The sequence below is a fragment of the Bacillus sp. FJAT-27001 genome, assembly GCF_019039175.1.
Lineage (GTDB): Bacteria > Bacillota > Bacilli > Bacillales > Bacillaceae > Bacillus > Bacillus velezensis.
Window position 1 is genome coordinate 30753 of the sequence record NZ_JAHOAA010000003.1, and the last position, 20811, is coordinate 51563.

Below are 20811 nucleotides of genomic sequence, written 5' to 3' on the forward strand. Positions count from 1 at the left end.
GATGATGTGAGTTGCTGAATATTCATAATCTTACGGTAAATTTAGCGGGAGATACGATTTTCAAACAAGTTTCTTTTTTCATCAATGAAGGTGAAAAAGTGCTTGTGGCCGGGCCGAACGGTTCCGGCAAAAGCACGCTGTTCAGGGTGCTTTCCGGAGAGCTTGAGGCAGATGAAGGAACGATTGCGATCAACAAAGGGGCGAAGGTCGGTTTGCTGAAGCAGATCGCTGATCCCAATGAGGATCTGACGTTGTATCAATATCTGGAAAAATCGTTTGAAGCTCTCGCGGCGATCCAGAATGAAATGAAGGCCATTGAGCTGAAGCTTTCGGAACCGATGAGTGATGACGAGCTGACTGCTTTATTGGAAAAATACAGTCAATACACGGAAACATTTGAGCGGAACAACGGCTACCAGATGCATGCGATGATTGACGAGGTATGCAACGGGCTCAGCCTCAGCGAATTAAAGGATCAGCCGTTTTCAAAGCTGAGCGGCGGCGAAAAAACAAAAGCCGGCCTTGCCGAAATTTTAATCCGCAACGACGACGTTATACTGCTGGACGAGCCGACCAACCATTTGGATGTCCATGCGATTGAGTGGCTTGAAGGGTTTATTAAAAAATCGAACAAAACCATTCTGTTTACGACCCACGATAAAACGTTTGCCGACCAAACGGCGATGAAGGTGCTCGAGATTGACGATACCGAGGTGAAGATTTGGCCTTACGGATTCAGCGAATACTTGAAAAAGCGGGAAGAATTCATCATCGCCCAGTTTGAGAAATATGAAGAACAGCAGAGAAAAATACAGAAGATGAAGGAATCCATCGCCCAGCTGAGAGATTGGGCCAACCGCTCAAATCCGCCGTCTGTCGGCCTGCACAGACGCGCGAATAATATGGAAAAGGCACTGAAAAGGATCGAGCTGATCAATAAGCCGGTCCGGACGGAGCAAAAATTAAAAAACGCATTTCAGGAAGCGGGCGCCGGTTCAAAAGATATTGTGTTCATTGAAAACGGAAAGGTGACCAACGGATCTTCCCTTTTATATCAAAATGTGAATCTGCGCATAAAGCATAAAGACAGAATCGGCATCGTCGGCAGAAACGGCGTCGGCAAAACAACGCTGATCCGCTGTATCATCGGGGAAAGAGAACTGTCGGACGGCACCATTAAAGTGGGAGAAAATCTTAAAATAGGCTACATTGATCAAAAGAGCCATGTCGGAGATTCGAGTCAGACGATTCTGCAATTTTTTAAAGAAAATCTGCTGACTGAAGAGGGCATGGCCCGGAATATGCTGGCCAAGTACGGATTTTACGGGTCGTCGGTCTTTAAAAAACTTTCCGTCCTGTCGGGCGGTGAGAGAATCAGGCTGAAGCTGTCCATCTTAATGGAAAAAAAGCTGAATGTCCTGATCCTGGATGAGCCGACCAACCACTTGGATATTGAATCTCAGGAAATTCTCGAAAACAGCCTGATGCAGTTTCAAGGCACCATCATCTGCGTTTCTCATGACAGAAACCTGCTGGAGAAGTTCAACAAGATTTTCTGGCTTGAGAATCAAAACGTCACCATCTTTTCAGGTCCATACAGTTACGCCAAACAAAAAAAACGGCAGATTGCCGAATAAAAGGGGAATGGATATGACCATTGACAGACTGACAATCAATGAGTTATCGTACGATCTTTTTGTAAGCGAGTATGCTGATAAGAAACCTTTTATTTTGACGGGGGCAATGGATCACTGGGAATGCAGGCCGTGGACGCTTGAATACATTGACGAACACTATGGAGACAGAATGGTCACCATCCGGAAATCAGATATCGAAGGGGTCAAAACCTTTAAACAAGTAAAGCTTTCCAACTATATCGAGTACATTGATCAGAATGATGACAAATGGTACTGTGACTGGAATTTTACGCAGCTGAACCAAAATGACTTAGACCTTGTCTATTCCGCACCCGAGTATTTTACAAAAGACACATTGAGAGCGGATGAAGAAACGGGACGGGACTGGAAATGGTTCTTTCTCGGTTCTAAGCAGACAGGCACACCGCTGCATCAGGATTTTAACAACACGCACGCGTGGAACGGCGTCATTTTCGGGGAGAAGGAATGGATCTTCTATCATCCGGACGACTCTCCGTATTTGTACGAAGGAAATATCAATGTCTTTGATGAAAAAGACATTGAGCAAAAACCGCTGGTGCAAAAGGCGTCTCCGATCCGCTTCAGACAAAAGGCGGGAGAAATCATTTACGCGCCGCGCCATTGGTGGCATCAAGTCGAGAATACGGAACATACATTGGCAGTGAGTGAGAACTTTTGGTTTACCGGAGAGCGGCTTGCCAATCAGATATAAACGAAAGGCTGAGGAGCATCTCAGCCTTTTTTTGTATGGATTCATTTCATCCGGTCCAGACCGAATTTTTTCAGGCGGTATTGCAGGCTCTGTCTGCTGATTCCGAGCTCGTTTGCCGTTTTGGATATGTTATTGCCGTGTTTTCTCAGGATCTTTTCGATCATGTATTTTTCGAAGTTTTCCATTTTGTCTTTTAAATCGGTGCCGGGCTGGGTGCTTGCGGCGGCTTTGGTTTCCGTGTCAGCCGGTTTGATTTTCATCCGGTATTGGTAAGGCAGGTGGGCCGCCGTAATCGTCGTTTCATCCGTCATAAAGTTCATGGCGCCTTCAATCATATGTTCAAGCTCGCGGATGTTGCCCGGCCAGTCATATTCCAGGAAGAATCGCTGCACATCGTCACTGATCGAATCGACATGCATTTGAAACAGGTGATTGTTTTTCTGGATAAAGACTTCGGCCAGAGGCAGAATATCCTCCTTGCGCTCCCGGAGCGGCGGAATGATCAGCGTGACAACGCTTAAACGGTAGTATAAATCTTTGCGCAGCCGCTCTTCCGAAATGGCGGTGATCGGGTCTTCATTCATCGTGGCGATGATGCGGACGTCAATCGGTTTGTCCTGCGCTGATCCGATGCGCCTGATTTTCTTTTCCTGAAGGGCGCGGAGCAGTTTTGCCTGCAGGCTGAGATTGAGCGAGTTGATCTCATCAAGGAGCAGGGTGCCTCCCTGCGCCTGCTCAAATAAGCCGGGCTGGTCGATGGCTCCGGTAAAGGCGCCTTTTTTCGTGCCGAATAAAATACTTTCGACCAGGCTATCCGGCAGGGCGGCGCAGTTTTGTGAGATGAACGGGGCGCCTGAGCGCTGGCTGCCGTTGTGAATGCTTTGGGCGAACAGTTCCTTGCCCGTTCCCGTCTCGCCGGCCAAAAGCACCGATGATGATGTGCGGGTTGCCCGTTTCGCGTTTTCGATGACTTCCCGAATGACCGGGCTGTTGCCGAGAATACTGTCAAACGTGTAGCTGTTCTGTTCTTTCCTGTGCATGTTCTCCCTGATCAGCCGTTCGAGCTTGGTGACGTCCTTGGCGATTTCCACGGCTCCCTTGATCTCGCCGTTTTGCACAATCGGGAAGGTGTGGTTGATCGTCGTGATTTCCTGGCCTTTGTTATTGAAATAGCTTTGCTTCACGTTTTTAATCGTTTTGCCTTCTTGAAGGGCCTGAACGAGCGTGCTGTCCTGCTGATTGGAAAACATAAATACATCAGTCAGGTTTTTATGCAGGACGTCCCGTTCATCCATATCTTCAATCTGCATCATTTTCTTATTGTAAATGACGGTGCTGCCCTTCTCGTCCACCACATGCAGCCCGACATCAATCTCTTCCAAAATGCTTTGTAACACGAGTGTGTAAAATTCGCTGGTTGTGTGCAGGTCAATTCCTCCTCTCAATCGTCTTAACATTCATTATTTTAAAATAAATCGAACGGGAAACGCAAAAAAATTTTGCGCTTGGCTGAAGTTTGCACACAAACTGCCGGAAAATTTTGCGGGAAAAGAAAGAATGTTGGCGAAACATCCCGTTTTTTCGGATTGGCACGGAACTTGCTTTATAAAAAGGGAAAGCAAGATCTAATGTTGAATGATTACAAAACAAGGGGGAATCAGATTATGTCAGCTTTCACAAAATCTCAAGAAATTATCAGCCAAACTTCACATTACGGCGCGAACAACTATCATCCTCTGCCGATTGTTATTTCTGAAGCGCAGGGTGTTTGGGTAAAAGACCCTGAAGGCAATCAATATATGGATATGCTGAGTGCTTATTCTGCGGTGAACCAGGGGCACAGACATCCGAAGATCATTCAGGCGCTGAAGGATCAGGCGGATAAAATCACTCTGACGTCACGCGCGTTCCATAATGATCAGCTCGGTCCGTTTTATGAGAAAGCAGCCAAGCTGACCGGAAAAGATATGATTCTGCCGATGAATACGGGGGCGGAAGCCGTTGAATCCGCTGTCAAAGCGGCGAGACGCTGGGCATATGAGGTCAAAGGAGTAGCGGATAATCAGGCGGAAATCATTGCGTGTATCGGCAACTTCCACGGCAGAACGATGCTTGCGGTATCCCTTTCTTCAGAAGATGAGTATAAACGCGGTTTCGGACCTATGCTTCCGGGTATAAAATTAATTCCATACGGAGACGCAGAAGCGCTGCGCCGGGCGATCACGCCGAACACAGCCGCTTTCTTATTCGAACCGATTCAGGGAGAAGCGGGCATCGTCATTCCGCCGGAAGGATTTTTACAAGAAGCGGCCGCCATTTGTAAGGAAGAAAATGTGCTTCTGATCGCTGATGAAATACAGACGGGGCTCGGCCGCACAGGCAAAACATTCGCGGTTGACTGGGAAAACATCGTCCCGGATATGTTCATTTTAGGAAAAGCGCTCGGCGGGGGGGTCTTCCCGATTTCTTGCATCGCGGCGAACCGTGACATCCTCGGCGTGTTTAACCCGGGTTCCCACGGCTCGACATTCGGCGGAAACCCGCTCGCTTGCGCGGTATCGCTCGCATCTCTTGAAGTCCTTGAGGAAGAAGGACTGGCAGAGCGTTCCCTTCAGCTTGGCCGTTATTTTAAAGAAGAGCTTGAGAAAATTGATAACCCGATCATAAAAGACGTGCGCGGACGCGGCCTGTTTATCGGCGTTGAACTGACAGAAGCGGCCCGCCCGTACTGTGAAAAGCTGAAAGGCGAAGGGCTTTTATGCAAAGAAACACATGATACCGTGATCCGTTTTGCACCGCCGTTAATGATTTCCAAGGAAGACTTGGACTGGGCGATCCAAAAGATCACAAACGTGCTTCAAAACGCGTAAACCCTTGATGCGGCAATGCTTTCCCTCGGCTTGTATGGAATTTACAAATAAAAAATTCAGCACACTCTATTTGCGCGGCGACAGTATTTTAGTATAATGTATCTTTATGTACGAAAATGAATTTCATATAACATTCATATACAAATAGAGGCTCTTTGGACAGCAAATCGGTTTCAAAGCACCGGCTTGGTTCCAATACAAGTTGCTGAAGGGGTGCAGAATAGTGAATACAAATCAAAAAGAGAATCAGCTTCAGCGCACAATGAAATCACGCCATTTGTTTATGATTTCTTTGGGCGGAGTGATCGGCACCGGGTTTTTCCTGAGTACCGGATTTACAATTAACCAGGCGGGACCGCTGGGCGCGGTTCTGTCTTATCTGGTCGGCGGTTTTATAATGTTTTTGACAATGCTCTGCTTAGGCGAGCTTGCGGTTGCCCTTCCCGTATCAGGGTCGTTTCAGACGTACGCAACCAAATTCATCAGCCCCGCTTTCGGTTTCGCATTCGGCTGGCTGTACTGGCTCGGCTGGGCGGTGACATGCGCCATTGAGTTTTTATCTGCGGGACAATTGATGCTCCGCTGGTTTCCGCATGTTCCCGTATGGGTGTGGTGCCTCGTGTTTGTCGGACTGATGTTTCTTTTGAACGCTATTACCACAAAAGCGTTCGCTGAGTCGGAATTTTGGTTTTCCGGTATTAAAATTTTAGTCATTCTGCTGTTTATTATTTTGGGCGGCGCCGCCATGTTCGGCCTGATTGACATGAAACACGGCGAGCAGGCTCCTTTCTTCTCTCATTTTTATGAGGATGGATTGTTTCCGAACGGCATTAAGGCTATGCTTATTACGATGATTACCGTAAACTTCGCGTTCCAGGGAACGGAGCTGATCGGGGTTGCCGCGGGAGAAAGTGAAAATCCCGAGAAAACGATTCCGCGCTCTATCCGGCAGACGGTATGGAGAACGCTTGTCTTTTTCGTTCTCTCCATCATCGTCATTGCCGGGATGATTCCGTGGAGGCAGGCGGGAGTGGTCGAAAGCCCGTTTGTCGTGGTGTTTGAACAAATCGGTATTCCATATGCCGCCGATATTATGAACTTTGTTATCTTAATTGCGCTGCTCTCAGTGGCCAACTCAGGCCTGTTTGCATCGACGCGTATCTTATATGCTATGGCGAACGAAGGACAAGCCTTTAAATCGCTCGGCAAAATAAATAAACGCGGCGTGCCGATGAACGCTCTGATCGTGACGCTGGCCGTCGCCTGCCTGTCCCTGCTGTCTAAGGTGGCTGCGCCGGAAGTCGTTTATATGTTTCTCTTATCATTAGCCGGACTAAGCGCGCAGGTCGGCTGGATTACGATTTCCCTGTCGCAGCTGATGTTCAGACGGAGATACATCCGCGAAGGCGGCAAAGTGGAAGACCTGAAGTTTAAAACACCGCTGTACCCGGTGCTGCCTATTATCGGGCTGACGTTAAATACGGTTGTTCTGATCAGCCTCGCATTTGATTCAGAACAGCGGCTCGCCCTTTATTGCGGCATCCCGTTCATGGCGGTGTGCGTTATCGTCTATCATCTGTATGTAAAAAAGCATAAGCAGTCAGAAAAACAGATAGAGCTTTAAATCTTTTCGTGTCCAAGTCATCTTTGAGAAACCCGCACAGGACAACATACAACATGTTGAGGTGGAAAAACGGATGAACAAGAATATCTCAGTTATTGGAATGCCGATGGATTTAGGACAAGCACGACGCGGAGTGGACATGGGCCCGAGCGCCATCCGCTACGCGCATCTCATTGAACGGTTATCTGACATGGGGTATGCGGTGGAAGACTTAGGCGACATCCCCGTCAATCGTGAAAAACTCAAAAATGATGAAGAGCTGAAAAATCTGAACTCTGTGCTCTCGGGGAACGAGCAGCTCGCCCAAAAGGTGGACAGCGTCATTGAGAATGAGCGGTTCCCTCTCGTCTTGGGCGGCGATCACAGCATCGCGATCGGAACGCTGACAGGAACGGCAAAGCACTATAAACAGCTCGGCGTCATCTGGTACGACGCGCACGGCGACTTAAACACCCTGGAAACATCGCCGTCAGGCAATATTCACGGAATGCCGCTGGCCGTCAGCCTCGGCGTCGGGCACGACACGCTGGTGAACCTGGGCGGGTATGCCCCGAAAATCAAGCCGGAGAACGTCGTCATCATCGGCGCGAGATCGCTTGATGAAGGCGAGCGTGAATACATTAAGGAAACAGGCATGAAGGTCTATACGATGCATGAGATTGACCGCCTCGGCATGACAAAGGTCATTGAAGAAACCATTGACTACTTGTCAGACTGTGACGGCGTTCACCTCAGCCTTGACCTCGACGGCCTTGATCCGAGCGACGCACCCGGCGTAGGCACACCTGTCGTCGGCGGCATCAGCTACCGTGAAAGCCACTTGGCAATGGAAATGCTGTATGATGCCGACATCATCACTTCAGCTGAATTTGTCGAAGTCAACCCGATCCTCGATCACAAAAACAAAACCGGCAAAACAGCGGTCGAGCTGGTAGAATCTTTGTTGGGAAAAAAACTGTTATAAAATATGCGCCTCCGCACCTGCGGAGGTTTTTTGTTGCCACGAGGAAACTAGCGGGCTGCCACCCTCTTTTTGAACCTGTAAATATGATATATTTATTACACAAAATGGGAAAGGGAGGTGTCCTGACAGATGGCTGAGGTGATGGCCCACGAAACAGTTGCGAAAAAAATCAGTGACTGGTATGAGGAAATCAAAAAGCACAACACTGAATCGGCTGAGGCGTTAAGAGAACAACTGCTTACGGATCTGCAAAATATGACACAAAATCAAACGGTGCTCCTTTATTTTAATTTAATTGATTCCCGCTATAAGCTTTTGATGGAAGAGTATGAGAAAACAGACGGCATTTTAAAAACGATCCAGCTGAACGCCGATAAAGAAAAAACAGACCAGATGATTCAATACTATTATTATTTCTTTTCCGGAATGCACGAGTTTTACCGTAAACGGTTTATGAACGCCATTAATTTTTACCGGATTGCTGAAAGCAGGCTCCGGCACATACCGAATGAGATTGAAAGAGCCGAGTTTAATTATCAAGTGGCGATTGCCTACTATGAAATCCGCCAAAACTACTTTGCGATGAACCACGCGGAAAAAGCGTTGGAGATCTACAAAGCCAATGAAATGTACGCGGTCAGAGAAGCACAGTGTTTAATGGTGATCGGCTGTAACAGAATGGACTTGTTTCACTATCAGAAAGCCGAAGAGCTCCTGCAGACGGCGGTTCATCAAGCCGCCAAAGCGGGTGATCCGCATATTGAGGCGCTCGCCCACTTTAACGCAGGCATTTGTTATGAAAGACAGGAAAAGCTTGAGGAGGCGCGGGTCGAGTTTGAAACGGCTCTCGATCAAAAGGAGCATTTGCGATCAGCGTATTCGGTGCGGAGTCTGTACATGCTGGCCAGAGTATTGTTGAAGCAGGAAAAGACGGATGAGGGCCGGTTTTGGCTGTATAAAGCGCTGAATGCCGCTGAAGAAAAAAACGAACCCGTATACACCCAAAAGCTGCGCATCTTACAGCATGTCTTTATTGACCGCAATGAAGAAGCGCTTGAATCAGCTTTCGCCGAGTTAAGAAGGAAAGAGCTGTGGAGTGACGTTTCCGACTTGTCGTATCAGGCCGCGGCGCATTTTAAAAAACAGGAGAATTACAAACCGGCGGCGAAGTATTTTCAAGAATCAATTGATGCCAATGACCAAATTTTGAGATTAACGGAGGGGATTCGTAATGAAAACATGTAAATTCATTGTACTCTCAGCAGCCTTGGCAAGTCTCATTTCGATTGGATTATTTGCGCAAACTGGTTCAACGGCACAAGCCGAACAAATCATAAAACCGGCGGAAAACGGAGCCTTCGGATAATACTTCATGATCCCGCTTTCAGTCCGTGTTTTGTAAGGAGTGATTCAATGGCTATCACGCTGCGGCCGATGACAGGACAAGAATTTCAGTCCTATCTCGCCCATTCAACCAAGCATTACGCTGAAGAAAAGGTAAAAGCGGGAACGTGGCTGCCTGACGAAGCGCCGGAATTAGCGGAGCTGGCGTTTGAAGACCTGCTTCCTGAAGGCTTGGAGACGGCCGATCACTATTTATGGACGCTGACATTGGACGGAAAGGAAAATGCCGGCTGGCTGTGGCTGCACGCCGATCCGGACCACCCGCAGCAGGACGCATTTATTTATGATTTCGGCCTTCATCCGCCTTTCCGCGGCAAAGGCTATGCAAAAGAGGCGCTCGCAAGGCTGGAGGACAAAGCCAAAGACCTGGGTGTCCGCAAGATTTCTCTCCATGTGTTCGCTCATAACGAAACGGCGCGGAAGCTGTATGAGAAGACCGGATTTCTGGAGACGGATGTCATCATGAGCAAAAAGCTGTCATGAAAAGAGGCCCGCACGATGGGCCTCTTTTGTTATTCATCTAACAATGTCATCATGTGTTCCGGATAACGCTCGCCGGCCGCCGTGCCGATCGGAAACATCTCATCTAAACGCGCCTTCACATCCTCGGGAAGCACAATGTCGAGAGCGGCGAGGTTCTCTTCCAAGTAGTATTTCTTTTTTGTACCCGGAATCGGAATGAGATCATCGCCATTTGCGAGAACCCATGCGAGCGCAAGCTGAGGAGCAGTGATATTCATTTCCCGGGCAATGGCGGTAAGTTTTTGGACGAGCCCTATATTCACCGCCAAATTGTCTCCCTGGAATCTCGGCGTTCTTCTTCTGTAATCATCGGCATCCAGCTGATCGGTCGACATCATCTTTCCGGAAAGAAAACCTCTGCCGAGCGGACTGTAAGGCACAAATGAAATGCCGAGCTCACGGCAGGCGGGCAGCACATGCTCCTCCGCTTCCCTGCTCCATAAAGAATATTCCGATTGAAGCGCGGCAATCGGGTGAATGCGGACGGCGCGCCTGATCGTTTCTGCGGAAGCCTCTGACAATCCGATATATCTCACCTTTCCTTCGTCTATCAGCTCCTTCATGGCGCCGACAGTTTCTTCAATCGGCACCCGCGGATCAACACGGTGCAGAAAGTAAAGGTCGATATAATCCGTCCCAAGGCGTTTCAGACTGGCGTCACACGCTTTTTTCACATAATCGGGCCGTCCGTTAATTTCGATAAACTCACCCTTTTCGCTTCGGACATAACCGAATTTCGTCGCGAGGTAAAGCTCCTTTCTGAATGGGGCGAGTGCTCTGCCGACAAGCTCTTCATTTGCACCCAATCCATATTGATCAGCCGTATCAAACAAATTCACGCCGAGATGAACGGCATGATGCAGGGTGGAAATCGACTCTTCCTCACTCTGGCTGCCGTAGTATTCCGACATGCCCATGCACCCTAACCCCATTGCGGAAACCCGCATCGAACCGATCGTTCTGTCCTTCATATGTCCTCCCCCTTTCTTGTATGATAACCGGATTTCCTGATATTTGAAAATGTTTTATGCATATGATTTATATATTGTTATAAAATTTTTAAAAATCTGTAAATTATCTATTTTTTTATCGCAATTCCGTCATATAATACAAATGTGGAAAAATTATACTCAAAGAAAAGAGGCGAAGTAATATGTGTAAAAAGCTGTTCAAAGCCGTCCTCCCGTTTGCCCTATCATTCACCATGGTTCTGTCATTCTCCGGTATGAATGTAAAAGCGAAAGAAACAGAAACAGCCCGCTACGCAAAAGAAATCGCAGAGCTTCAGCAGGGCACGACTCCTCAAGACGTTCTCCAATCCGCCAAAGAGCTTGCCAAACAGAAGCACGTTTCAACAGAAGCAATTCTCAAGCAGTTTCATCAAGAAATCACGGCAGACAAGGTGCAGGGAAATGTAATCGCTTCCAAAGAAGGGCTCTCTGCGATGGGCGGATCGTCAGGAACCAAAAAACTTCCGAAAAGCACAAAAGGCAATATTTATTACACGAACTCATACACCGCTTATTACAATCACGGGCATGTCGGCATGTATTCATCCGCTGATAAAATTGTTGAATCCGTGCCGGGAGACGGCGTCCGCCAGATTGCTTATAACGGCAGAGAAGTCGAAGACAATTCAATCGTCCAGACCGTGAAAGTTACCGATGCCCAAAAACAAGCCGCCGCTGACTGGGCTGTATCAAGAGTTGGTGATGAGTACTCCTTCAACTTCGTCAATAACAGAAATACGGGCCATGAAGGCGCCAAAAACTGCTCAAAACTGCTGTGGTCGGCATTCCTCTTAAAAGCCGGGATTGATATCGACTCTAATGGCGGCTTAGGCGTATACCCGCGCGACATCACAAGCTCGTCCTACACAACCACGATTCTGACCATTCACTAAGGAGAACAACGTGAAAAAAATCATCTGGATACCCTTAGTGATCATCGCCGCCGCAGCGGTCTTATGCTTCTTCTATTTCCGCACGGAAGATCCTGCGGAGGTTGCGAGAGACACATTAAATGACCCTGATTTTCTGAAAGATAAAGAGGCGCTGCTGTATTTCTCCACTGCGGCTGACCAAGACACGTTCGGCGGCGGAAAAAGCTACGCCCTCTTCGCCGATGAAAAAGGGCGGATCTCTTCTTATCAAATGAAGGGGCTTGAGCTCGGATCGGCCAAAGTGCATGACGGCAGCGTGCTGCTGGAGGACAAAAAAGGAATCTACACCGTTCAGCACGGCCTTCACACGTATAAAAGAGCGTACCAGCATACGGGAGACAGCGCGGGATATATCGAGCGGGCGAAAGGCTTTTACACGCTGTATAATTCGGGCTACGACAAGAGCGGCGGCAGCTATCGCTCAGAGCTGTACCGCCAGATTGACGGCAGGTGGAAGCAAGACGTCATCCCGCACTATATCCGCGCTTCAGGCTTTTTTAAAGATCATCTTTTCGCACTCACGCCGACAGATGACGAAAAAGGCTATCACGTTCAAGACATTCAGGCTGATAAAGAGAAGCTCCATACAAAATCAATCGCGACATGGACGTATAAAGATGGCACGTCTGTCGAATCCCAGCTCGCCGCGGACGACAGCGCCGTCTGCTTTGTCACCAGAGGGGAAAAAGCAGATCACATCTATCAAATGGTGAAAGTTATGAGAAAGAGCGGCGCCATCAAAACGTATGATATCGCCGCTTATAAAAATGACGAACAGACGATCTATGACTCCATGCCGTTCAGCTTCAAAAAAAGCTTTTTCATGGAGCGGCGCAGCTTCTATTTCGTTGACGGCTTCGGAAACGTGTACCGTATCAACTCTGAGACCGGAAAAAGCAAAAAAGCCTTCAAGCTCCCCGCATCACGAATGAAAGCCGACTTCAAGGAGCTGACCCATCAAAACGGAAAGCTGTATCTGTTCACGTACAGCTACAAAAAGCCTGCCAAAATCGAATCCTTCGACCTGAAAACGGGCAAAAAGCTGAACGGCCTGACCATCCCAAATTTAAAAAACATCGTCACGCCGAAAAGCCATCTCAAGCTGTATGATGTGCAGGTGATGGGTGGGTTTTGAAGAGTATAAACATATCGGAAGAGCTTGCCGTTTTGGTAAGCTTTTTATAATGAAACGTTACTGCAAGAAAGAAGGTGTTCATTTGAAATCATTCAGTATCTTCTTATTGTTGTCCGTCATTTGTATAACCATTGTTTTTGTCATAATGAATATGTTGATTGGATACCCTGATGTGAGCAACGGGGCATTGATTATGATTGTATATATCGTTGTGATCCTTATGATAAGGCTATATAACAAGAGAAAAGCCGACCGAACATAGAGATAGAGGAATTTAGGAGGGAGCCGATGAAGAAAAAGCTTGCCGCGGTGACCGTAACCATTCTCCTGGTTTCCGTAATAACCAACTCTTTTTTAAACGGCGGAAAGCCGGACTGGATTGATGTTTGCTCTACACTGCTGGCGTGTCTATTAGGAATTCTGTTCGTCCTTCGCTTAGAAAAAAGAGAAAACACGTAAAGAGCCGGATGCTGAAAACACCGGCTCTTTTTGCGCGTGATTTGCCGAATTGTGGATAAAACTCAGCCCGAAGCACTACTAACATGTGTATAAATAGGTTATATTGAAAAGAGAACAATTGCCGCGTGCAAAAGAAAACCGGAGGACGTAACGATGAAAACCGCTTATTATTCTTGTGAAGAACATATTGAAACCGTGCTGGACATGTACATAGATGATCATGAGCTTCCGCCCGAAATCAGAAAAATCGAACATACTAACAGTTTATCCACAGCCTGTGAATTATGTGGGGACACTGCAACATATCTAGTAGGGAACGAATGATCCTACACAAAATACAGAAAAGATATCCACAATTGTGGACAATATATATGAATAACTTGTTTCTAAAGTGGGGATGACCTGTGAATATCAATATTGTGACCATTGGAAAGCTAAAAGAAAAATACCTCAAGCAAGGCATTGAAGAATACAAAAAACGACTCTCAGCCTACGCAAAAATCGACATCATCGAACTCCCGGACGAAAAAGCTCCGGAAAACCTGAGCGACCAAGACATGAAAATCGTCAAAGACAAAGAAGGCGAACGCATTCTGGCCAAAATCAGCCCGGACACCCACGTCATCGCCCTCGCCATCGAAGGAAAAATGAAAACATCCGAAGAACTGGCCGATACAATAGATAAGCTGGCGACATATGGAAAAAGCAAAATCACCTTCGTCATCGGCGGCTCACTCGGCCTAAGCGACGCCGTGATGAAGCGAGCGGATGAGAAGCTGTCGTTCTCGAAGATGACATTTCCTCATCAGTTGATGCGGCTTATTCTAGTGGAGCAGATTTATCGGGCATTTCGGATTAATCGTGGGGAGCCTTATCATAAGTGAAGGGGTTTTATATGCGTAAAATATAGTAATTTAATTAAAAAATAATATAAAATTACGCTATACAGGAAGGAGCAATTTTTGTGCTAGAATGGGATCAACTTTTAAATACTGAAAGACAGAGGGAATCCTTAGGGAAAAGTTTGCCACATAGAAATGAATTTGATAAAGATTATGAAAGAATAATTTATTCTTCCTCATTAAGGCGACTTCAAGATAAGGCTCAAGTGTTTCCACTACAGAATAACGACTTTATTCGAACAAGACTTACCCATTCTTTAGAAGTCGCCTCATTAGGACGTTCTCTAGCTTGGAATATAGGAAGTTGGTTGATTGAAGAAAAAGTATTTCCTAATTTCGAAAGGGCAAAAGAATTAGCATCTCTGGTAGAAGTATCATGCTTAGTACATGATCTTGGTAACCCTCCTTTTGGTCACTATGGAGAAGATATTATTAGAAAGTGGTTCGAAAAATGGTTTAATAGTACTTCCTTTGAAAAAGCACAACAAAAATTTGGTGAAATGGATGAACAACAAAAAAATGATTTTTTATACTTTGAAGGTAATGCACAGGCAATTAGGATATTATCAAAGTTACAATTTTTAAATGATCCATTCGGTGCAAATTTTACGTATGGAACTCTAGCCACATTAATGAAATATCCATGGGCATCAAATCATGATAATGTAACCAAACAAGGAAAAAAGAAATTTGGTTATTTTTATGCTGAAAAGGATTTATTTGAGAAATTATCTTCTAAGGTTGGTATTGGTATTTGTAGGCATCCTGCTACATATATATTGGAGGCAGCTGATGATATTGCTTATTTAACTGCAGATATAGAGGATGCAGTTAAAAAAGGAGTATTTACTTGGGAAGAAGAATACATGAAACTTAAAGAAAAGTTTAATAATAAATATGAATCGGTATTTAAAAAATTAGAAGAATACAGAAGACAGGCAATAGAGAATAAGGTACCTAATAAAAGTCTTATTGATGTTCAAAATTTTAAAGTATCTATTCAGGGTATCATGATTTTTGCAGTTGTAGAAAGTTTTAAAACAAATTATCATCAGATTATGAGCGGAGAATTTGACGGAGATTTATTATCTACTTCATCTGCAAATGAAATAGCTGATGATTTAAGAAATTTAGCATTTAAATATGTGTTTTCTAATAAGGAAGTTTTGACTCTAGAGCTAGTTGGAGATAGAGTTATTTCTGACTTATTATCACTATTCATTGAAGCTGTGACTAATGTTAATGGGCTAGAAAAGTCAAAAAGTAAGCATGAAAAATTAGTACATCTAATTTCAGAAAATTTTAGGCATATTCAGCGTTTTTCTGAAGCTGGAAAACCTGAAGTAGACTTTTCAGAGCTTACACTATACAATAGATTATTATTAGTTACAGACTTTATTTCTGGTATGACTGACGGATATGCAGTTAACTTGCATCAAGAGTTATTAGGAGTGAAGTTACCATAACGGTAAGGAGGGTTTATAATGAGTAAAATTGAAGGAAATGTTAAAGTAGAGTTAATTAATTTGCTTGGAAAATACTCAGAAACCCTTGAATTTGTTGAAAAATTAGCGGAAACAGGAGAATTACTCTTTTTTGGTGGTGCTGTTCGGGATATATATTTAAAAAATGACCAATATCCCAGAGACTTTGATATTGCAATAAAGTTTAATGATAAACTAAAGTTTCATAATTTTATTAAAAATTATGAATATAGGATGAATCGATTTGGTGGGTATAAATTTAAAATCTCGGATGTTGATTTTGATATTTGGGATTTAAATAATACATGGGCATTTAAAAACACTAATTTAACACCAAGTGAAGAGAATCTAGCAAGGTCTGTTTACTTAAACATAGATGGCGTAGTATATAATTTTAACTCAAATTGCTTATATGCAGATTTATTAAGGGAATCTTTGATGAAATCTGAGTTGGATATTAGTCTAGAAGAGAACCCACATGTAGAGCTTAACTTGCTTAGGGCTTTAGTATTCAAAAGAAAATACAACCTAAATTTTTCAAGCAAATTAAGAAGAGTCTTCAAATATTATATAGAATCTACAAAGGAAAATAATTTAGTAAATCATTTATTAGAGTTACAATTATCACATTATAGAATAGAAAAAATTTCGAAAGAAGAACTTCATAATGAGTTACTATATATAGGGTGACACTAATATAAATAAGTTTTAATTTAAATAAATAGCACTTAAAATAAACAAGGGAAAAAAGTTAGGTGAATTTATTTACCTAACTTTTTTCCTTGATTCAAAGGGGGGGGTATAACCAAATTTCTATTCTGACTAAAGCTTCAAATATTAATAAATAAACCTCATTTATTCCTATTAAAGTAAGCCTTATCTTAAGTGAGTGAGTTAAAGTGAAAATAAACTATTGAAAAGAAAGACTAGGTTAGACGTTCTTTTAAGTTAATCCTGTATAAAACGGTGAATAAACCATAATAATCGTTGGAAATTTACTGTTTTATATAATTAAAAGTAGTTTATATTACTTAGAGCATTTTTTAATGTATAGGGACAAAAATGACCTGTAACATCATGGTATTCACTATTCAGCCCAAAAGTTAAAGCTAATAAAATTCTGTCGATTGGCATAATATCTGAATGTATGCATAACCTTTTAGCTGCTTCTGAAAAGTAGTAAGATGTTATAAAATATACATATATAGGAGTAAAACTCTTTATTGAAATGTTAGGATAAGGATCGTTTTTTAGAGCAAAACCTTTTGTTTTTAGAAGATAAATAGATCCAGCTAATTCTCTAATTTCATTAGACTTCACTTTATCAGTATCATAGTGTTTTGCTTGACCTATTAAATAAATTTTATTTATATTTGATTTTGAACTAAATAATCTAGAGTGTACTTTTCTCTCTACAATGCCCACAAAGTCAATCCCCTGATCATGCGAATGTTTTGTGATATTTGGAATTCCGGTTGTGCCTAAAAATTTTATATATAAGGCACATAATTTTTCGAAATCATGAGGAATAAGTGCTTTAATCTCTATAAGCGCTTTAGATATATTATTAAGTAAATCAGTATTGAAATTTATATCCAACGTCTCACTATTTATATCAAATATATTAGTTGAAAAAATTTCCTCAATATCTGTCTCATATAAGCTGAGTTCTTCTGCAAAGTCTTTAGCCATTGTTAAGGGATCGTTTGTTTCGTAATTATTATCAATAAAGGTTATAAGGTTATTATAATGTTGATATTGAAGGAATAATATTTCTAAAAGAGACTTAAAAGTGTCTTCCTTGCGTATAATATTGATATCCATACAATTGATCCTTTATTATAAAAACTTTTTAAAAGCTTCTACAGATTTAATTATGCCTTCTAGATCCTCTTTTGTACTCTCATCCATATCGATAAGAGCAGTAATAGAAATTCGACTAATATTGTTTTTTATATTTTTTATATTTCTTTTAAACCCTTCCTTAGTTAAGTAACTACTGCTGTCTAATGCCTCTCCTAAATTTTTGGTATCTTCCATTATTTCTAAAGCTTCTTTATCAAAAATTATTTTGTTTAAATCACGAATATGATCCCGCTTAGTCAATATTCTTTTTCCGTTTTCATCAGCGGAAATCCAACTGAAAAATCTATTTAGATTAACTTTATTTGTAAATGTACCTAATTCCTCATTCCAACCAAGCCAGTTTCGGAGGTTAGGACGGCTCATTAATTCATGGAATAGACCAGCCATATCAGTATTAAAGCTATCTCCGTATTCATCATCATTTCTATAAATGTCCATTGCCTTAAATGAATTCAACTTTCTTCTAACTTCTTGTCTTGATATCCCTAATCTATTGGAAATTTCATGTTGGGACATACCAAAATTTAATTGTAAATTCATGATTAATTCTGCTTGTTCGAAATCATCCCATGGCTTAACACCACTTACATGTCTTAATCCCATTAATAAAAGATAAGATTCTTCATCAAAAGTATCATACAAGATAACCTCAAGGTTGTTAAATTGTTCAGGGTCTAAATTTTCTATATCATAGCCGTTTTCATAATCAAATTTTAAAGATTTTAATGTGGCAATACGTCTATTACCCTCAATAACAACATAATGATCAGGCTTCCCGTCAATTTGTTTCACTAGAATGTTATCAATTTTTAAATAACCATTAGATTTGAAACTAACTAATAAATCTTTTATTCCTTCTCGATTATCGCCGCAAATCATATCAAGTACACGCTTTTGTACTAAGGGGTTGTCAACTTTTGATTCTTGAATTGGGGTATATCTATTATGGCTATGCAGGCGATAATTGTTTGGGTCAAGATACAATTGGTCAATTGAGACTTTTATATTTTTCATAAAGAGCTCTCCTTAGTTAATATATATTACATTTATTATATCCTAATTCAATTGTTTTTATGTGTGATGTGTTAAATTAGGATGAAGAGGAATTCTTTAACCTATGGGGAAATACGTGAGTACTGTTATTCTGTATAATATGACGATTAAAGTATTACAGTAGTACAGGAGCAAAGCTGGTGAGGTTTTTGATAAGGTCTAAAAATTTTATTCTTTTCAAGTTACAATTAGTCATTTTTCGCTAACAACAATTACCTATTCAACTTATTAAATAACTCTCCTTCTCCATTTAGCCATCGAGTTGTGATTAAGTCAATATCATCATTCTCCAGCTTTTCCAGTTTAACATCAAAAAAACTAGTAGCCTGTACAACAAACTGTAGACTGCTCATTATATGAGAGATTTTTGAGAAAGCCGGCAGTCCAGCTTTAAGACCAACGACACTATTTTATTATACTGGACTGTATCCAGAAACAAATAAGAAAAAATCTTCAATTCTAACTCTTCCATATGCAATGGAAAGCTAGGGAGAAATGATTTCTTTGATAATATTATTATTCAAAACATAAGCTTTGGCGTTTGTGTAGCAGGAGGGCTTGAAATTGACGCCTCAAAAGTCATGGTGTTACTTTTTCTATTGAAAAGAAGTTTTTTCTAATTATATGATTACCTTATTATTTTCAGTTTACTGAATTAGCTCTCTGATCACGATTCGAAAGTAAGTTGGTCAAAAACCTCTAAAACAACATATTTTCCATTAAGTGTATTACTGTAGAGGAGACTATCATCATCCCTAAACCATAAATATAACTCACTTCATATACTGATACTCCCACAGTCTCTCCAAAACAGCCATTTTCTTCAGCAGTTTTTCATCGACATTCGTTTCTTTCACTCTACTAATCGTTCATTGTTAACCGATACTCACACTAGCCTTAGAGTCAAAGTGTTTATCGGCAACTAGCTTCATGCCGTAGGAGTTGTATAATAGCCTGTAAACGGCAATGCCTGTTGTGAATTGACACGCTTTGGAGAAGCCGCCGTCGATGACGATCATTTTTCCGTTTCCTAATGTCTGCCCCTCCCCAAAAAGAAGCCATCATTCAAGAATCCCCATTCGAACAACAGCTCCTTTCCGCTTTTTCCATACGACAGTATAAATCCCTTTGCGTCACGGAAACCTAGTGGAAAAGGTTTCTGAAAGGAGGGGGCGTATGATGAAAAGTAAAAAAATTCAAAACAAAACATCTTTGGTTTGGAAGATGGCGATTGCATCTGCTGTTTCTTGGGAAGCGGCAAAACTGGCGGGCTCTGATCACCCCTATTTAGCGCCTCTTTCTGTTATTTTATGTTTGCAGCCAACGATAGATCAGTCAATTCGCTTTTCTTTTCATCGTATTGCGGGAACTGCGATTGGGATCATGCTAACGTCCTATCTTGTCAGTCACTTGCCAATGAATGGCTGGATACTGGGGCTGTTCCTATTAGGCGGAACCTACATTGCGAAGTGGTTACGAATAGATGTAACGGTTTTACATCAGGTAGCGCTCACCATTTTGTTGGTCTTTACGTTTGAACGAAACGCTAAAGATTATGCATTCGACCGAATCATCGATACGGTGATCGGCGTCATCATCGCCATTCTGGTTCACATGTTCCTTTTTCCGCCGGACTACACAAAAAAGGCAGCGGACTCTTTTCAAACATTGGCTCGTCAGCTTTCTGGCACACTTTCAGACCTTTCCAAATGGGTGCAATCAGAGTGGGGACAAGGAAAAGGAAACCTCATGGCGTATAGAATGAACAATCTTCTGCAGGAGCTGCATACGGCAAAAGAGATGCTGCAAACAGCCTCTGACAGCTTAAAATTCAACCCCGTCAGAAAAAAACATAAAATCATCATTTCAAGCTATCAAATAGAGATGCAAAAGTTGAACGCCGGATTTGAGTATCTATCAAATATAGTGAAAACGTTAAAAGAATGGGAAAAAGAGGGGGAGTTATCTTCAAGTGACAAAATAGAGCTGGGGAATGATTTACAAGTGTTAAGTGAATACTTTGCGGGTTTTAAAGGCATACAGCAGGGTGAAACAGACAATTGGAAACAGAAGGAACAGAGCGTGTTATTGGAATCTCTCCGTTCCGACATGCTGTCGCATCCGCCGCCCGGTCATAAGGTCTATAAAGACTCTTTTTTTTTTAGAAACGAAGAAATTGCTGAAGCGTTTGTAATGTTTTCTGGAATTAAAGAATA

The 20811-nt window shown here is 42.8% G+C and carries 19 protein-coding genes and 2 pseudogenes; 16 read left to right on the forward strand and 5 right to left on the reverse strand.

The window, feature by feature from the left end:
• Window positions 1-11 precede the first annotated feature (11 nt).
• Window positions 12-1637 (forward strand): ABC-F family ATP-binding cassette domain-containing protein, encoded by a 1626-nt coding sequence (locus BGM27_RS10395; RefSeq protein WP_020954386.1) that lies wholly within the window; start codon window positions 12-14, stop codon window positions 1635-1637.
• A gap of 13 nt (window positions 1638-1650) precedes the next feature.
• Window positions 1651-2370 (forward strand): cupin-like domain-containing protein, encoded by a 720-nt coding sequence (locus BGM27_RS10400; RefSeq protein ID WP_007407887.1) that lies wholly within the window; start codon window positions 1651-1653, stop codon window positions 2368-2370.
• 41 nt (window positions 2371-2411) lie between these two features.
• Here BGM27_RS10400 and BGM27_RS10405 read toward each other — a convergent pair whose 3' ends face one another.
• Complete coding sequence (locus tag BGM27_RS10405) at window positions 2412-3827, reverse strand: sigma-54 interaction domain-containing protein (RefSeq protein ID WP_015418605.1); 1416 nt, start codon at window positions 3825-3827, stop codon at window positions 2412-2414.
• A 207-nt stretch (window positions 3828-4034) separates the two neighbouring features.
• Here BGM27_RS10405 and BGM27_RS10410 point away from each other — a divergent pair, with 207 nt between their 5' ends.
• The 6 genes from BGM27_RS10410 to BGM27_RS10430 all read left to right on the forward strand — a co-directional run bounded on the left by BGM27_RS10410 (window position 4035) and on the right by BGM27_RS10430 (window position 9715).
• On the forward strand, window positions 4035-5240 hold the full coding sequence (locus BGM27_RS10410; protein WP_007407885.1) for an ornithine--oxo-acid transaminase: 1206 nt from the start codon (window positions 4035-4037) through the stop codon (window positions 5238-5240).
• Between the two features lie 223 nt (window positions 5241-5463).
• Window positions 5464-6864: an amino acid permease gene (locus tag BGM27_RS10415; RefSeq protein WP_007407884.1), complete on the forward strand. Its 1401-nt coding sequence runs from the start codon at window positions 5464-5466 to the stop codon at window positions 6862-6864.
• 73 nt (window positions 6865-6937) lie between these two features.
• The gene (rocF, locus tag BGM27_RS10420; RefSeq protein ID WP_007407883.1) at window positions 6938-7828 is read left to right on the forward strand and encodes an arginase; all 891 of its coding nucleotides are present in this window, start codon (window positions 6938-6940) and stop codon (window positions 7826-7828) included.
• A 129-nt stretch (window positions 7829-7957) separates the two neighbouring features.
• Window positions 7958-9073: a response regulator aspartate phosphatase gene (locus tag BGM27_RS10425; protein WP_007407882.1), complete on the forward strand. Its 1116-nt coding sequence runs from the start codon at window positions 7958-7960 to the stop codon at window positions 9071-9073.
• Window positions 9060-9194: a hypothetical protein gene (locus BGM27_RS20740; RefSeq protein WP_007407881.1), complete on the forward strand. Its 135-nt coding sequence runs from the start codon at window positions 9060-9062 to the stop codon at window positions 9192-9194. The genes BGM27_RS10425 and BGM27_RS20740 overlap by 14 nt, the downstream gene beginning before the upstream one ends.
• 47 nt (window positions 9195-9241) lie before the next feature.
• Window positions 9242-9715: a GNAT family N-acetyltransferase gene (locus BGM27_RS10430; RefSeq protein ID WP_007407880.1), complete on the forward strand. Its 474-nt coding sequence runs from the start codon at window positions 9242-9244 to the stop codon at window positions 9713-9715.
• Window positions 9716-9744: 29 nt separating this feature from the next.
• Here BGM27_RS10430 and BGM27_RS10435 read toward each other — a convergent pair whose 3' ends face one another.
• The gene (locus tag BGM27_RS10435; protein ID WP_007407879.1) at window positions 9745-10725 is read right to left on the reverse strand and encodes an aldo/keto reductase; all 981 of its coding nucleotides are present in this window, start codon (window positions 10723-10725) and stop codon (window positions 9745-9747) included.
• Between the two features lie 182 nt (window positions 10726-10907).
• Here BGM27_RS10435 and BGM27_RS10440 point away from each other — a divergent pair, with 182 nt between their 5' ends.
• The 7 genes from BGM27_RS10440 (at window position 10908) to BGM27_RS10470 (ending at window position 16366) form a co-directional block, all read left to right on the forward strand.
• Window positions 10908-11657 carry a YiiX/YebB-like N1pC/P60 family cysteine hydrolase gene (locus tag BGM27_RS10440; protein ID WP_007407878.1) on the forward strand — a complete coding sequence of 250 codons (750 nt, stop codon included), beginning with the start codon at window positions 10908-10910 and terminating at the stop codon, window positions 11655-11657.
• A gap of 10 nt (window positions 11658-11667) precedes the next feature.
• Window positions 11668-12831: a hypothetical protein gene (locus BGM27_RS10445; RefSeq protein WP_007407877.1), complete on the forward strand. Its 1164-nt coding sequence runs from the start codon at window positions 11668-11670 to the stop codon at window positions 12829-12831.
• 288 nt (window positions 12832-13119) lie between these two features.
• The gene (locus tag BGM27_RS10450; protein ID WP_007407875.1) at window positions 13120-13290 is read left to right on the forward strand and encodes a hypothetical protein; all 171 of its coding nucleotides are present in this window, start codon (window positions 13120-13122) and stop codon (window positions 13288-13290) included.
• A gap of 153 nt (window positions 13291-13443) precedes the next feature.
• Window positions 13444-13614 carry a CxxH/CxxC protein gene (locus BGM27_RS10455; RefSeq protein ID WP_004393147.1) on the forward strand — a complete coding sequence of 57 codons (171 nt, stop codon included), beginning with the start codon at window positions 13444-13446 and terminating at the stop codon, window positions 13612-13614.
• 80 nt (window positions 13615-13694) lie between these two features.
• Complete coding sequence (gene rlmH, locus BGM27_RS10460; RefSeq protein ID WP_007407874.1) at window positions 13695-14174, forward strand: 23S rRNA (pseudouridine(1915)-N(3))-methyltransferase RlmH; 480 nt, start codon at window positions 13695-13697, stop codon at window positions 14172-14174.
• A gap of 80 nt (window positions 14175-14254) precedes the next feature.
• Window positions 14255-15658, forward strand: coding sequence for a deoxyguanosinetriphosphate triphosphohydrolase (locus tag BGM27_RS10465; RefSeq protein ID WP_007407873.1), 1404 nt, complete (start codon window positions 14255-14257; stop codon window positions 15656-15658).
• An 18-nt stretch (window positions 15659-15676) separates the two neighbouring features.
• The gene (locus BGM27_RS10470) at window positions 15677-16366 is read left to right on the forward strand and encodes a nucleotidyltransferase family protein (RefSeq protein WP_007407872.1); all 690 of its coding nucleotides are present in this window, start codon (window positions 15677-15679) and stop codon (window positions 16364-16366) included.
• A gap of 321 nt (window positions 16367-16687) precedes the next feature.
• On the opposite strand, the gene BGM27_RS10475 is transcribed toward BGM27_RS10470, so the two are convergent.
• The 3 genes and pseudogenes from BGM27_RS10475 to BGM27_RS20525 form a co-directional block, all read right to left on the reverse strand.
• The gene (locus tag BGM27_RS10475) at window positions 16688-17500 is read right to left on the reverse strand and encodes a restriction endonuclease (RefSeq protein ID WP_007407871.1); all 813 of its coding nucleotides are present in this window, start codon (window positions 17498-17500) and stop codon (window positions 16688-16690) included.
• A gap of 15 nt (window positions 17501-17515) precedes the next feature.
• Window positions 17516-18556, reverse strand: coding sequence for a hypothetical protein (locus BGM27_RS10480; RefSeq protein WP_007407870.1), 1041 nt, complete (start codon window positions 18554-18556; stop codon window positions 17516-17518).
• An 812-nt stretch (window positions 18557-19368) separates the two neighbouring features.
• Window positions 19369-19644, reverse strand: a pseudogene (locus BGM27_RS20525) (fructose-bisphosphatase class III); the annotation flags it as partial.
• Between the two features lie 127 nt (window positions 19645-19771).
• Between BGM27_RS20525 and BGM27_RS10490 the strand changes: the two are divergent.
• Window positions 19772-20789 (forward strand): annotated as a pseudogene (locus BGM27_RS10490) (FUSC family protein).
• Window positions 20790-20811 lie beyond the last annotated feature (22 nt).